The organism is Kitasatospora sp. NPDC059088 (assembly GCF_042738155.1).
Classification (GTDB): domain Bacteria; phylum Actinomycetota; class Actinomycetes; order Streptomycetales; family Streptomycetaceae; genus Kitasatospora.
In genome coordinates this window covers 111,031-124,969 of record NZ_JBHYGR010000007.1, presented here as the reverse complement: position 1 = coordinate 124,969, position 13,939 = coordinate 111,031, and the positions used below count along the sequence as shown (strand labels likewise).

Sequence of the window (13,939 nt, the reverse complement as noted above, 5' to 3'; positions counted from 1 at the left end):
AAGGTTGTGTGATGGCACCGACTCTGACCAGGCCGCGGCGCGCTGCGGCCGGTGACGGCGCGAAGGACGGGCAGTCCGGGCCGCTGCCCGTGGCGGACCCGGGTCCGCGTCGTGGCCGGCGGCCCGCGCTGATGGCGCTGGGTGTTGCGCTGACCGCCGTCGGCGGGCTCGTCGCGGCCTACTACAACGTCAAGGCGGCCGACCGGGTCCAGGTCGTCGCCGTGGCGCACCCGATCCCCGCCGGGAAGATCATCACGTCCGACGACCTGCGGACCGCCTCCGTCATCGCGGACCCCGCGCTGCACCCGGTCCCGCTCTCCCGCGCCCACGACATCCTGGGGAAGGCCGCGGCCGCCGACCTTCCGGCTGGCACCCTGGTGACGGACGACTCTGTGCGCGCCGGTCAGCCGATAAGGGCGGGCAAGGACACCGTCGGGGTCCTCGCCAAGCCCGGCCAGCTGCCAGCCCAGGCCCTGCAACCGGGCGACGAGGTGCAGGTCGTCTCCACTCCCGGCCCCCAGGACGACAAGGCGGCTCCGAACACGCGGCCCTCCACGATCGGTGCGGTCGTCGTGCAGGTCGGTGAGGCCGACGCCAACGGAGTCCGCGTCGTCGACCTGGCCGTCGGACCGGTGGACAGCCCCGTCGTCGCCTCTTGGGCGGCCACGGGCCGCATCGCGATCGTCTTGAAGGCGAGGCCCTGATGCTCACCGCGCTGATCTCCGCGAAGAGCTGCGGGGTCACCACCACCGCTCTGGCCCTGGCCCTGGCCAGCCCCAAGCGCACCCTCCTCGCCGAGTGCGACCCGTCCGGCGGCACGATCCGCACCGGCTACCTCCAGGGCCAGCAGACCACCGCGGCCATCGGTCTGCACCGTCTGGCCACCGCGCAGCGCGACGGCACGCTCGCCGAGGTCTTCGAGCAGCACCTGGTGCCGCTGGACCGGGACGGGCACCGGCTGCTGCTGCCCGGGCTGACCGACCCGACCCAGTCGCCGTCGTTGGCCGGCACGTGGGAGCCCTTGCACCGGCTGCTGCGGGTGATGGAGGAGGACGGCTACGACGTGCTGGTGGACGCGGGCCGGGCGGTGGTCGAGTCGGCGACGGGCCTCAGCGACACCTACTCCCCCGCGCCGCTGCTGCGCCGCGCGGACCTGCTCCTGCTGCTGGTGCGCGCCGACACCTCGTCGGTGGCGGCGGCCGCCCCGGTGATCCGGGTGCTGCGCGAGGACCTCGACCGTCGGGGTGCTGGCGCCGGATCTCTGCGGCTGGTGGTGGTCGAGGACGGGCCGCTGAAAGCGGGCCAGATCGCCGCGGCGCTGGGCGTGCCGGTGGTCGCCACCGTGCCACACGACCCCGCCACGGCCGCGGCGCTGGGCTCGGGCGGCACCGTGCGCGGGCGCTTCGACCTCGCGCCGCTGGTGCGCGGTGCCCGCAGCGCCCACGAACAGCTCACCCTCGACGCCACCCGCCGCAGGGTCCAGCTGGCACCGCGGCCTGCCCAGGAGGCCACGCGTGTCTGACGTCATCACTCCCTCCGCCCCGGCCGACGAACCGGGTTCGCGGGCGGCGCGCTTCCGCGACGCCCTGCTGGCCGGCCACGAGGGCACCGGCTGGCGCATCCCTGCCGCCGAGGCCCCCCGGCCCGTCCCCGCGCCGTCGCTTCCCGCCGTGCGCACCGGCCCGGTCGTGGCGAGCGCCCCCACCGCCCCGCCGGTCCCGTACCCGGAGATCACGAAGCTGCGAACGCTGGTCGCGGAGCGGCTGGCCACCGCCACCGCAGAGAACCCGGGCATGTCCCGCGAGGACCGGCAGCAGCTCGGCCAGTCCCTGGTGACCAGCGTCGTGAGCGTGTGGGCCACCGACTACGCCGCCACCGCCGGCGCGCTCACCCAGGACGGCGAGCAGGCGGTACGGCGGTCGGTCCTCCAGGAGCTGTTCGAGGCCGGCCGGCTGCAGCCGTTGCTGAACGACCCGGACGTCGAGAACATCCTGGTCCGCGGGACGAGTACCCGAGTCGACTACCGCGACCGGCCCTCCGCCGAGGTCGGCCCGGTCGCCGAGTCCGAAGCGGATCTCATCGCCCTGGTCAACAACGTCGTGCGCACGCAGGGCCAGGGCGAGCGCAGCCTCACCCCGGCCACGCCCCTGATCAACTCACGCCTGGCCGACGGCTCCCGCCTCGCGGCGACCGCCTGGGTCAGCGACCGGCCCCACGTCGTGATCCGCCGTCACCGCACCCGCTCCCAACGGCTGGCGGACCTCCAGGCCTGGGGCACCCTCGACTCCACCCTCGTGGCCTTCCTCGCGGCGGCCGTCCGGGCCCGCAAGAACGTGGTCATCGCGGGCAGCATGGGCGCCGGCAAGACCAGCCTGATGCGGGCCATGGCCCTGGAGATCCCCCGGTTCGAGCGCATCGGCACCCTGGAGGACTCCTTCGAGCTGTGGCTCCACGAGGACCCCGAGGCCCCCGAGGTCGTGGCGCTCGAAGCCCGCGAGGGCAACGGCGAACGCGGGCCCGACGGCCGGCCGGTCGGCGAGATCACCCTCAGCGAGCTGTTCGAGCAGAGCCTGCGGATGTCGCTGCGCCGGGTCCTGGTCGGCGAGGTCCGCGGCGCCGAGGCGCTGCCGATGCTGCGCGCCTTCAACAGCGGCGACGGCGGGAGCATGGCGACCATCCACGCCAAGAGCGCGGAGATGGTCATCGAGCGCCTCGTCGAGCTGGTCGAGGAGGCCGGGCTCACCGACCGGTCGGCCTACCGCAAGATCGCCCTCAGCCTGGACTTCATCGTCTACGTGCGCCTCGTCGACGAGACCGCGATCGGCGGCAGCCGCCACCGCTTCGTCTCCCAGATCGTCGAGATCACCGGCGTCGGCGAGCGCGGGATCCCCTCCCGCCAGACCATCTTCGGCCCGCGCCAGGACCCCGGCGGCCACCGGGAACCGAGGGCCGTCCCGCACATGCTCCCCCAGTGCATCGGCGACCTCGTACGCGCCGGCCTCGACCCGACACTCCTCCACCAGCCGTGGGGCGCCTGGAAGCAGCAGCTGAGGACGGTGACGGCGCTGTGACCATCACGCCGGAGGTTCTGGTCGCAGGCGTCGGCGGCTCCGTCACGGTGCTGGGCGTCGTCGTGGCCGTGGCGGGGTTCGTCGGGACCGGCACCGCGCCGAAGGCCCGGCCCGAGGGGGCGCTGCAACGGCGCCTGCGGGCCGGGGCCACCGGGCTGCGCGGGCGCGGACGGCTGGTTCTCGGTGCCTCCGTGGTCGCGGGGCTCGCGGTGTGGCTGGTCTCCTCCTGGCTGCTGGGCGGTCTGCTGACGACCGCCGCGGCCCTGGGCATGCCGTGGATCCTCCAGCCAGGGCGCGGCAGCACGCGGCAGATCAAGCGGCTGAAAGCCCTCGAACAGTGGGTCCGCCGGTTGAGCAACATCCACACCGCCGGAACCTCGTTGGAGGCGGCGGTCACCGCGAGCCTGCGCAGCACCCCGCCCGAGCTGGTGCCGGAGATCTCGCGGCTGACGGCCCGTCTCGGGTCCGGCTGGCGCCCGCAGGAGGCCTACCGGGCCTTCGGGCACGAGATGAACGACGCGACCGCCGACGCCGTCGCGCTGCTGATGATGGGCCACGTCGAGGACCGCGGCGCGGGCCTGGGCCGGGCGCTGGAGAAGCTCGCCGACCAGGTCGGTGAGGAGGTGCGGATGCGCGAGACCGTCGAGGCCGACCGGGAGAAGCCGAGGGCCAACGCCCGGTGGGTCGCCCTGATCTGCCTGGGGGTGTTCGGCCTCTCCGTCCTGTCCGGCAAGTACGTCCAGCCCTACAGCACACCGTTCGGGCACCTCTACCTCCTCGCCCTGGCGGCCGCGTTCGGCGCGGTCCTGGTCTGGATGCGCCGCATGTCCCTGACCAAGCCGGCACCGCGGATCCTCGCCGCCCCGGACGACGACCGACAGGAGGACAGCCGGTGATCGCCGCCGCACCCGCCATCGCCGCCGGAGCCGTCACCGGCCTGGGCGTCGCCGTCACCATCGCCGGTGCCACCCGCACCCGCCCCGATCTGAGCGACGTGCTGCGCCGCATGGACGCCCGCCGGCTGGAGAACTTCGACCCGCGGCCGATGCGCAGCGCCGACTCCGCTTTGGAGCGCATCGGCGCCCGGCTGCTCGGCCAGGTCGGTGAAGGTCCGTTCCGGCTGCCGCGCCGCGACCTGGAGCTGCTGGGGCGTACCCCGGCCTCCCACGTCGGCCAGAAGGTCGGGTTCGCGCTGCTGGGGCTGCTGTTCCCGGCGCTGGTGCCGGCCGTCATCGCGCTAGCGGGCGGTTCGCTGCCCTTCGCGGTGCCGGCCCTGGTGTCCCTGGGGCTGGCCGCGGTGATGTGGATGGTGCCCGACCTGAACGTGAAGGAGGAGGCGGGCGAGGCCCGCAGGGCGTTCCGGTTCGGCATCGCCTCCTACCTGGAGCTGGTGTGCCTGGAGCGCGCGGCCGACGCCGGGCCGAGCGAGGCGCTGCGCAAGGCCGCGCTGCTGGGCGACGGCTGGGTGTTCGTCCGGCTGCGGGACACCCTCCTGCGTGCCGAGCTGAGCGGGGTCTCGCCGTGGGACGGCCTGCGCCAGCTCAGCGAGGAGCTCGGCGTTCCCGAGCTCGGCGCCCCGGCCGACATCATGGCCATCGCCGGCGAGGAGGGCGCCTCCGTCTACACGACGCTGGAGGCGCAGGCGTCCAGTCTGCGCGGCACCCTGCTGGCCGAGGAGCGCGCCAGGGCGAACATCACCTCGGAGAAGATGATCGTCCCCGTGACGGCCCTCCTGCTGATCATGTCGCTCTACATGGGCTATCCCGCCGTCGCGCAGATCATGTCCGCCTGAGCGGCGCCCCGTTTCTGTCATCCCTCTTCCGAAAGGACGTCCGTCATGCCCGACTTCGAGAAGGCGGCCTCGGCCGACCCCGTCATCCAGGCCTTCCTCACCCGCATCCGTTACCAGCTGTACAGACTGCGGGACGCCCGTACGCGCAGCGACTACGGCGGCATGTCCATCGAGGCCGCGATCATCATCGGCGCGCTGGTCCTGGCCGCAATCGGCCTGGGCACCTTCATTGCCACGAAGCTGACCGAGAAGGAGGCGGCGATCAAGTAGCGCGGCCCCGCACCCGTCGGCCGCATTCGGTCCTCCCACAGGAGCTGTCAGTCCATGTCCACACCACGCCCGGCCCCCCGGGCCCGCCGAAGGCCGCGACGCCGCGGGCCCGGCGGGGACCGCGGCGCGGTCTCCCTCGAACTCGCCATCCTCTTCCCCGCCGTGATGACGGTGATCTTCGTGATCATCCAGGCCGGGCTCTGGTACCACGCCCGCGGCGTCGCCCTGTCCGCCGCCCAGCGCGGCGTCGAACGCGCCCGCATCCAGGGCGCGACACTCGGCCAGGGCACCGCAGCGGCCCAGGACTTCCTGGACCGGGCCGGAACCTCCGTCAGCGGCCGCTCGGTTTCCGGCAGCGACGGCCAGACCGTGCGCATCGACGTGACCGGGACGGTGGCCACCTGGATCCCCGGGCTCAGCCTGCCGGTGCACCAGCACGCCTCGGCCCCGCGCGAGCGGGTGACCGCCCCGTGAACCTCCTCCACCGCCTCCCCTCGGCCGCCCGGCGCCTGCGCCGCCGTCGCGGTGACCGGGGCAGCGTCAGCCTGGAACTCGCCATCCTCGCCCCGGTGCTGCTCGGGATGCTCGTCGTCATCGTGGCCGCCGGCCGCGTCCACCTCGCCCGCAACGTCGTCGACGACGCCGCCCGCAACGCGGCCCGGGCCGCCTCCCTCGAACGCGACGCCGCCTCCGCCCGCACCGCGGCGCAGCGCGTCGCCCGCCAGACCTTCCAGGACCAGGGCCTCACCTGCACCGGCCTGTCGGTGACCGTGCCCACCTCCGGATTCCAGGCCCCGCTGGGCACGCCGTCCTCCGTCACGGTGAGCGTGCGCTGCACCGTCTCCCTGTCCGACGTCGCCTTCCCGGGCCTGCCCGGCAGCACCACGGCCAGCAGCGACTTCACGTCCTCGATCGACGCCTACCGCGGAAGGCCCACAGCATGACGCCCCGCCCGTCCCGGCCGGCCGGTCTGCGCCGCCTCCTCGCCCGCCGCCGCGCCGCAGGCGACCGGGGCAGCATCACCCTGTTCGTGGCCGTCGCCACGGCCACCATCATGCTGCTGATCGCCTTCGTCATCGACGGCGCCGGCAAGCTCCGCGCCCTCAACCACGCCGAGGCCGCCGCCCAGGAAGCCGCCCGCTCCGGCGCGCAGGCCGTCAACGCCGGGCAGGCCATCTCCGGAGGCGGCGTCGCCATCGACCACAACGCCGCGCAGCGCGCCGCCGCCGCCTACCTCCGCAGCGCCGGCGTCGCTGGCACAGTGACCTGGGGTGGCGACGGTTCGATCAACGTCTCCGTCACCGAGACCTACCACCCCTACTTCTGGCCCGGCGACATGACCGTCACCGGCCACGGCAGCGCCACGCTGATCGTCCAGGGAGGCTGACCCCCTTATGCCCCGCCGTACCGCTTCCCGCCTCACCGCCGCCCTCAAGGGGGTGGCCGCCCTCGCCGTCCTGGCCGCGCTGCTCGTCGTCGTGCCGGTACTGCTGTGGCAGGTCGGCACCCTGCCCCACCAGGTGCCGGGCTGGGGCGACGTCACCGCCGCGCTGACCGCCCCGGACAGCGGCAGCCTCTTCCTGGGCGCGCTCACCCTCCTCGGCTGGGCCGGCTGGCTGTCCTTCGCCGCTTCCACCCTGGTCGAGGTCGCCGCGCTGCTGCGCCACCGCCGTGCGCCGCGCGTACGGGCTCTCGGCGCCACCCAGCGCCTGGCCGCCACCCTGGTGGCGGGAGTGGCGATGCTCCTGCCCGCCGGTGCCGCGTTCGCCGCCCCGCAGACCGCATCCGCCGCCCCGGTCTCCGTCACCGCGCCCGCCGCGGTCGGCGCGAGTACGACCGCCACCTCTTCCCCGGCAACGGCCCCAGACGCCCAGACCGGTCCGGTCCACCACGTCGTCGCCGGGGACACCCTGTGGGACCTCGCCCAGCACTACCTCGGCAGCGGCACCCGCTGGCACGACATCGCCGACCTCAACCCGCAGATCAAGACCGGCGACCTGCTCCAGCCCGGTACGGTCCTGCACCTGCCCGGCGAAGCACGCGAGACCCCGGAACCCACGGCACCCGCGCCCGCCCCGGAGACCGTCCCACCCGCCGGACACACCGTGACCGTCCAGTCCGGTGACACCCTCTCCGCGCTCGCCGAGAAGGAACTCGGCGATGGCGACAAGTACCCGCAGCTGCTGGAGGCGTCGAAAGAGGTCCGCCAACCGGGCGGGCGTCACCTCACCGACGCCGACCAGCTGTTTCCCGGCGACGTCATCGTGATCCCGGGACCGGCCACGGCAGCACCGGCCACCCCCGCACAAGAGCCGGCTCCTGCGCCCGCTGCCGACGTCCCCGCTCCCGCGGCCACCACGAGTGCCCCGGCGACGGCAGACACACCCTCGCCCACACCGAACCGGTCTGCGCCGGACGCCTCCGAGCCCGCCTCTCCAGCGGCCGCCGCCCCCGCTGCCCCGACGACACCCACGGCTGCATCCCAGTCCGCGGAACCGGTCGAGGCCACGACCGACGACGCCCGGTCACCGCTCTCCGTCCAGCAGGGCATCGGCGGGGTCGCCGCCCTCCTCGGCGCGGGCGCCCTGGCGGTCATCGCTGCCCGCCGCCGAGCCCAGCAGCGCGAGCGCCGACCCGGGGAGCAGATCGCCGTGCCGCAGGAGACCAGCCAGGCCGAGATGGTGCTCGACCGCACCTCCTCCCCCGTCCTGGTCGACCTGCTCGACCGCGCGCTGCGCACTCTCGCCCATCACCACCCCGAGGACCTGCCGCAGATCGTCGGCGCGCGAGTCCAGCAGGACCGGGTCGAGATCCTGGTCGAGGACACCGACGCCGAGGCGCTCACCCCGTTCAACGACCGGCCGGGCGGGTGGTGGGGCGTGCGCGGCGACCGCGCCGTCCTGCTGGACGCCGAGGAGGCCCGCACCGTCCCCGCCCCCTACCCGGGCCTGGCCACCATCGGCACCGCCGAGGACAACACCCTGCTGCTGGCGGACCTTCACCAGGCCCGCGTGCTGCTCCTGGACGGCGACGAGCAGAACGTGCGCGAAGTCGCTCGCGGCATCGCGATGGAGGCCGGCACCGCGCTGTGGTCCGACCACACCGAGATCATGACCGCCGGGTTCGGCCTGGAACTGCAGCAGCTCCTGCCCGCATGCCGCACCATGTTCGTCCCGCGCCTGGCCACCGCCACCGCCGACCTGGCACGGGTGATGGTCGAGCTCCACCAGGCCGAGCACGAGGGCGGCGAGCGGCCGCTGCCCTGGATGGTGGTGTGCAGTACCGTCCCGTCGCCGGACGAGCTGTACGAGTTCGCAGACGTCATTGGCAAGGTCCCCGCCGAGGTGCGCGTCGCAGCGATCCTGCCAGCGGCCGGCCAGGCCCGGGACCTCTTCCCGGACGCCGAGGTCCTGGATGCGAACCTCGTGACCGAGCTCCAGTCGCTTGAGTCGCTGGACGCCGAGGTCGTGCTGCAGCGCGTCAGCGACGAGGTCTACCGGCAGCTGACCGCCGACCTGACCACCGCGGCGCAACCCGCCACCTCGGCCGAGGGAGCGTGGGCCCTGGTCCCCGACCCCGACCGCAAGGCCTTCGGCCCCTCCTCCCTGACCAAGGGCAACACTGCTCCCCGCCGCCACCTGTCCCCGCTGGCCACCCAGGAAGAGGTGAGGACGACGTCCAAGGACGAGCGGCAAGAGGACATGGCGGTGGAGGCAGCCGGGGAGGAGACCGTGCTCGCCGTCACCGTCCCCATCCAGGCCACCGACGCCCTCCCGGCACCGGAGGCCGCGCCGCCGCTCCGGGCGGACGCCGTCGGCCAGGCCGAGGAGAGCGTCCCCGCCCAGGCCGAAGGCCCGGTGGACACAGCCGGCTCCCCTGCGGAAGAAGCCTCGGTCGAGGCTGCCGCACCCGTGCTGACGAAGGTTCCGCCGCGGGTGAGCGTGGTCCGCGAAGGCGATGCCCCCGTTCCGGCCGCCGGGTCCGCTCCGCAGGTGCAGGTGCTGGGGCCGCTGCGGATCACCGGGATCGGTGACGCGCCGATCCAGCCGAAGCTGGTGCTGCTGGCGGCGCTGCTGCTCTTCAAGTCCGACCGGGGCTACGGCGCGATCGCCAACAACATGGACCCCGTCAGCCCGTGGACGCAGTCGACGATGGACACCCACATGTCGCGCCTGCGGCGTCGGCTGGGCGTCGATTCCAACGGCGAGTCCTACCTGCGGCCCAAGCCGAAGGGCGTCGAGCAGTACGTCCTGAGCGAGGAGGTGACCTGCGACTACGCCACGTTCAGCTACCTCGCCCAGCGCGGCCTGCCCCACAATGCGGCCGGGGTCCTGGACCTTGAAGCCGCGCTCGATCTCGTCCGTGGCAGGCCATTCGGCGGAGCCGGCGCCCACACCTGGGCTGCACCGCTCGTCCAGACCATGGTCGGCCAAATCGTGGACACCGCCCACGCCGTGGCCACACTGCGCATCCAGAACGAGATCCTCGACATCGAGGCAGCCCGGCGGGCCGTGGCCGTGGGACTCGACGTCGAGCCGGCCGCCGAGGTGCTCTATCGGAGCTGGATGCGGATCGAGCAGCGGGCGGGCAACCAGGCCGGGGTGCGCGCTGTCATCGACCAGGTCCGGCAGATGACCGTCGAGATGGGGTGGGACGGGATGCTCCAGGACGAGACGGAGCAGCTGATCGCCAGACTCACCGCCAAGCCCACTGCCCAGGTCCGCTGACCCCCGCCCTCACCTGTGCAGGGCCCGGCCGGAAGACCTCCAGCCGGGCCCTGGCGCTTGCGCTGATCGGAGAAGTCCGGCTCGCCGGGAACAACGGGCAGCAGGACGGAGCGAGGTGCTGAGTTGGGCGCGGCCAGGAAAGTGGTGGCGAACGGCGCCGTCGGGAGCCACCGCACCCGACGGCGCCAGCACGGGCCGTGACAGTGGCTCGGCCCGGCGCGCTATCGGCAGACGCATGGGGAGGCCCGCTCGCAGCCGGTCCGCCCGGCTGGCGGGTCACCGCAGATCCCGCTCCGTGACGATCGCGGCTCCGAAGTCGGCACGGGCCCGCACGAGCATGTCCTCCGGTGGGCCACCCGGCGCGCACCAGGCGGCGAGGTCGCGGGTCTCAACGAGCCATCGGCCTGGGTGGATCTCGGTGACGTCCCAGCCGGACAGGTCGTGCACCCGGTCGAGGTGGCGGCCGGTCAGCAGCTGGATGGCGTGAACGTCGGGCAGGCGCCGGGCCCACAGCGGGTCGTTGCGGGACACGGCGTGGACGGGGACGGTGGGCAGCTCACGGCCGCGGTCCTGCCAGCCGTAGGACCAGCTCTGGGTCATGTCGACGAAGGCGAGCCGGGCCCGAGCCGCGTTGCTCAGAACGGCGTGCCGGGCCCGCTCCACCAGGGCTTCCCATCCGGCGGCCGGGTCGTAGACCTGGATGACGGCCAGGCCGTCGTCCTGCGCCCACACCCTGGAGGCCCGGGTGCGGTCCTCGTCGAGGTAGGCGAGGGAGGTGTGGGTGTTACTGAGGGAGCGCGCGAGGTGCCGGGCTATGTCGGTGGAGGGGCCGCGCTGGAGTACGGCTCCGGCGGCGAGGTGGACCTGTCCACCGCCAAGTCGTGCCCAGGCGTCGGCGTCTCGGCACCAGTCCTCGGCGAAGGGCCGCTCGGTGAGGGGCTGTTTCAGGGCGAGGAAGGCGCCAGCCCGGGGCCCGGCGCCGAATCGGAACCAGCGCGGTGGCATCACCGCAGGGGTGGCGGCGACCCGACCGGCGAGCCCGTGTGCTTCGAGTGCTCGGGCGAAGGCGAGGAGCCAGGCGGTCAGGGAGTCGGGCCCCCAGTAGTCCTTGAGCGAGACACCGGCGCCGGCCAAGGTGAGAACGGGGCCTTGGCCCCACATCGTCTCCCCCCTCCCGCCGCCGTTGGCCGCGTTGACCGCCGCCTGGACCGCGTCCAGCAGCTCGGCCTCTCCCCCAGTGTTCTGTTGTTCCGGCACGTACTCGATCTGGCAACCGTCGAAGCCGCGCACCTCCAGGTCCAGCTCGATCGATCCGTGGTCGACCCGGACTCCCCTCGGTGTGGTCATAGCCCGGACTCTACCGACGGCCGACGATACGAACGTGAGCCGGTCGGGGACCACGGGGTGGTGCCAGGTCCTGGCCTGATCATCGGTCTCCTGCTGGTGTCCATCACTGCAGGCCGACCCGGGTCGGATCGTCTCGGCGGCCGCCGTCATTGCGCGGTGCACCGTCGCGGTCCGGTGCGACGGCGCTGCCCGGCCCCAGGTCCCGCCCGACCTGTCTCGTCGGCCGTTTCGGTGATCAGGCGCCAGCGAGCCGGAGCCGGTGGATCCTTCCCCGCTCAGGCGACCGGCGCCGAGCCGTAGGGGCGTCCCAAGCCGAGGTCGTTCGGTTCCATGGACAGGAACACGACGGCCGCGTCGTGGGGGGCTCCGAGGCTCTCCCGCGCACCGCTGATCACGTCCTGGGTCAGCCGCTCACGGTCCCACCGGGGATCCACGCTGACGCGGGAAGAGGAGGTGGCCTGCATCAACTGCGAACCCTGGTAACCGTCCGGCCGCATAACCTCGTACCAGGCGAGTGTCACTGTACAGAGGTACTCGACCGGGTCGGTTCCAGTGATTCCGAGGTCCTTCGGCTCCAGGGAGAGGAACGCCACGGCCGCGTCGTGGGGGGCTCCGAGGCTCTCCCGCGCACCGCTGATCACGTCCTGGGTCAGCCGCTCACGGTCCGACCGCGGGTCCACGCCGAAGCGGGGGAAAGAGGTGGCAACCCACCCCTGGGTCCTGTAACGAGTTGTGTGGCCGTCAGGCATCAGCGTCTGGGTCTGCGTCTCCCATGTGAGGGTGACGGCGCAGAAGTAGCCGACGGCGTCGGGAACGGAACCGGCCATTGTGCTTGCTCCTTGGTCTTCGGTGGCGCCAACTGTGGATCGGGGCCTGCCGCTGGTCCTTGCCGGCACGACCTACTGCAGTTCCCCGTGCGGCGTCGGGGTCCGGGTCGGGGTCGGGTGGAAGCGGGGCGGCCGGTAGGCCCCGCCGGCCCAGGTAGGACAGGCGTCGCCCGGGACCAGGGGCAGGTCACCCGCGAGCTGGGCCTGCCGAATCTCGGCGATGTGAACTCCGGTGTCGAACAGTTACGGGGGTGACGAGGCGCTGGCTCCGCTGGCCTCAGCCAAGGCAGCCCGGAAGACGGGCACCAGCTCCGCAGGCATCCGGTAGCCGAGCAGACGTCGCTGGGCGCTGCGCTCGTAGACAGGGGTCAGTGGTTCGGCGATGTCTGCCGGCCAGCATCGGAGCCGACTGCCGCGGGCAAGGGCCTGCCGGAGTGCTTTGATGGTGGGAAAGGGCTGGCCATCCCGGTCCCGAGCGTCTCGTTCCGCCCACCCGTCTCCGTGGACGGCCAGGCGCAGGAGCTTGTCGGCCCCGTCGGGAAGGGCCAGCAGGATGCCCGCGCGCCAGCCGGTCCATTCGGTGTCCGTAGGGACCGGCCGTGCCCCGGTGTCGCCCAGGATGGCCCAGACCCGGGCAACAACAGCGGTGGACTCCAGTCGTTCGGGGGTCGCACTCGATTCGAGCTCATCGGCGTAGGCACGAAGTCGGCTCTCGATGGTCCGCAGGGTGGCAAGTTCATCGTCAGCCCGGTCCGGTGGGGCGTCCTGGGGTGCGGTCTGGTTCGGTGCGACTTCCCCGCCGATGGCACCCGCAAGGCGACGGGCCACTTCGACACCTTCGTCGTTGAGGCGCCATTCGGCGCTGCGGCCGTCGGCGGGAGGGGCGAATTTGACCAGGCGGTGACGCTTGAGGACTTCGCCGGTCTTAGCCGAGTACATGGGCACGGCCCGGCGGGGGTGGCTGAGGGCCTGGACCAAGGCCAGCTGCTGGGCCTCGCTCAGCTTCCGCTTCCGGATCAGGTCTCGCTGCTGGACGTCGGTGTACTCCACTACTGCTGCTCCCCGGTCGGCGTCGAGGTGACGGTCGGGTGGAACCGGTAGGGCCGGTAGGCTCCGCCAACTCGGGTGGGACAGGCGTCGCCCGGTACAAGGGGAAGATCGCCCGTGATCTGGGCCTGGCGGATCTCGGTTTGGGTGAGCGGCACGTCGCCGAAGGCCGTGAACTCCCAAAGTCGGGACGAGTGCTCGCGCCATCCGTCGGGGTCGATCCGGTAGACGCGTCGGACGACTCCGTCCACGGCGACGATGGCGAACTCGGCCTCCGCTCGCACGCCGGCGCCGATGGGCCAGACCCCTCGGTCGCTCGCGTACTGCGCCTGTCCGCCGACCTCGCCGAAGCTTCCCCGGGGGTCGCTCTCGTCATGCCGTACCCGATCGCGCCGCGAGATGACGACCGCGACTCGCTCGCCCTGGCGGGCGGCGCCGAACCGCTTGCGCACGGCGGGGACTCCCACACCGAGGGCTTGGGCGACGTCCTCCAGGGGGGTGCCGCTGTCTAGGAGTCCGAGTGCGGTCTGGTCGGTTCGACTGGAGAGGTGCCCGGTGGCGTGCTTGAGGACGCGTAGGTAGGCGAGGCGTTCGGCTTCGGTTGCGTTGCTGCCGTCGTACGGGTCGATGGGCCCGTCTCGTTGGCCGCCTTCGCTCCTGCCCAGCTCACGCGCGAAGACGGCGGTCAGTTCGTCAATGGCCAGCTCTAGGCGGTCGGTCTCGCTCGCGCCGGATTGTGGGCACACCTCGTCATCAGGCATGGGTTAACCGTAGTGTTCCCTTTCGCGAGAGGCAAATGGGATCACCTTGGTTATCTCCTTCGAAGGGGCTATGTTGGACCGCATGGTGGGAGGAACG

Annotated in this window: 14 protein-coding genes; 10 read left to right on the top strand and 4 right to left on the bottom strand. The window is 72.9% G+C overall.

Annotated elements, in window-relative coordinates; translation table 11 throughout:
• Positions 1 to 11: 11 nt before the first annotated feature.
• Genes ACFWXO_RS05655 through ACFWXO_RS05610 form a run of 10 tightly spaced genes read left to right on the top strand, consistent with a single transcriptional unit; the run spans position 12 to position 9,860 of the window.
• A complete protein-coding gene (locus ACFWXO_RS05655) occupies positions 12 to 704 on the top strand; it encodes an SAF domain-containing protein (protein ID WP_380522479.1) in 693 nt (230 codons plus the stop codon).
• On the top strand, positions 704 to 1,522 hold the full coding sequence (locus ACFWXO_RS05650; protein WP_380522478.1) for a hypothetical protein: 819 nt from the start codon (positions 704 to 706) through the stop codon (positions 1,520 to 1,522). The genes ACFWXO_RS05655 and ACFWXO_RS05650 overlap by 1 nt, the downstream gene beginning before the upstream one ends.
• Positions 1,515 to 3,071: a CpaF family protein gene (locus ACFWXO_RS05645; RefSeq protein ID WP_380522477.1), complete on the top strand. Its 1,557-nt coding sequence runs from the start codon at positions 1,515 to 1,517 to the stop codon at positions 3,069 to 3,071. Before ACFWXO_RS05650 ends, ACFWXO_RS05645 begins: the two co-directional genes overlap by 8 nt.
• Entirely contained in the window at positions 3,068 to 3,967 is a 900-nt protein-coding gene (locus ACFWXO_RS05640; RefSeq protein ID WP_380522476.1) for a type II secretion system F family protein, read from the top strand. The genes ACFWXO_RS05645 and ACFWXO_RS05640 overlap by 4 nt, the downstream gene beginning before the upstream one ends.
• Positions 3,964 to 4,863: a type II secretion system F family protein gene (locus tag ACFWXO_RS05635; RefSeq protein WP_380522474.1), complete on the top strand. Its 900-nt coding sequence runs from the start codon at positions 3,964 to 3,966 to the stop codon at positions 4,861 to 4,863. The genes ACFWXO_RS05640 and ACFWXO_RS05635 overlap by 4 nt, the downstream gene beginning before the upstream one ends.
• Positions 4,864 to 4,908: 45 nt before the next feature.
• Positions 4,909 to 5,133, top strand: coding sequence for a hypothetical protein (locus tag ACFWXO_RS05630; RefSeq protein ID WP_380522473.1), 225 nt, complete (start codon positions 4,909 to 4,911; stop codon positions 5,131 to 5,133).
• 54 nt (positions 5,134 to 5,187) lie between these two features.
• Positions 5,188 to 5,607 carry a TadE family protein gene (locus ACFWXO_RS05625; RefSeq protein ID WP_380522471.1) on the top strand — a complete coding sequence of 140 codons (420 nt, stop codon included), beginning with the start codon at positions 5,188 to 5,190 and terminating at the stop codon, positions 5,605 to 5,607.
• Entirely contained in the window at positions 5,604 to 6,077 is a 474-nt protein-coding gene (locus ACFWXO_RS05620; RefSeq protein ID WP_380522469.1) for a TadE family protein, read from the top strand. Before ACFWXO_RS05625 ends, ACFWXO_RS05620 begins: the two co-directional genes overlap by 4 nt.
• Positions 6,074 to 6,520: a pilus assembly protein TadG-related protein gene (locus tag ACFWXO_RS05615; RefSeq protein ID WP_380522468.1), complete on the top strand. Its 447-nt coding sequence runs from the start codon at positions 6,074 to 6,076 to the stop codon at positions 6,518 to 6,520. The genes ACFWXO_RS05620 and ACFWXO_RS05615 overlap by 4 nt, the downstream gene beginning before the upstream one ends.
• Positions 6,521 to 6,527: 7 nt before the next feature.
• Entirely contained in the window at positions 6,528 to 9,860 is a 3,333-nt protein-coding gene (locus tag ACFWXO_RS05610; protein ID WP_380522467.1) for a LysM peptidoglycan-binding domain-containing protein, read from the top strand.
• 276 nt (positions 9,861 to 10,136) lie between these two features.
• Here ACFWXO_RS05610 and ACFWXO_RS05605 read toward each other — a convergent pair whose 3' ends face one another.
• The 4 genes from ACFWXO_RS05605 to ACFWXO_RS05590 all read right to left on the bottom strand — a co-directional run bounded on the left by ACFWXO_RS05605 (position 10,137) and on the right by ACFWXO_RS05590 (position 13,842).
• Complete coding sequence (locus ACFWXO_RS05605; RefSeq protein WP_380522466.1) at positions 10,137 to 11,207, bottom strand: hypothetical protein; 1,071 nt, start codon at positions 11,205 to 11,207, stop codon at positions 10,137 to 10,139.
• Positions 11,208 to 11,482: 275 nt separating this feature from the next.
• A complete protein-coding gene (locus tag ACFWXO_RS05600; protein WP_380522465.1) occupies positions 11,483 to 12,034 on the bottom strand; it encodes a hypothetical protein in 552 nt (183 codons plus the stop codon).
• A 243-nt stretch (positions 12,035 to 12,277) separates the two neighbouring features.
• Entirely contained in the window at positions 12,278 to 13,084 is an 807-nt protein-coding gene (locus ACFWXO_RS05595) for a hypothetical protein (RefSeq protein ID WP_380522464.1), read from the bottom strand.
• Positions 13,084 to 13,842: a hypothetical protein gene (locus ACFWXO_RS05590; RefSeq protein ID WP_380522463.1), complete on the bottom strand. Its 759-nt coding sequence runs from the start codon at positions 13,840 to 13,842 to the stop codon at positions 13,084 to 13,086. Before ACFWXO_RS05590 ends, ACFWXO_RS05595 begins: the two co-directional genes overlap by 1 nt.
• Between the last annotated feature and the right edge of the window lie 97 nt (positions 13,843 to 13,939).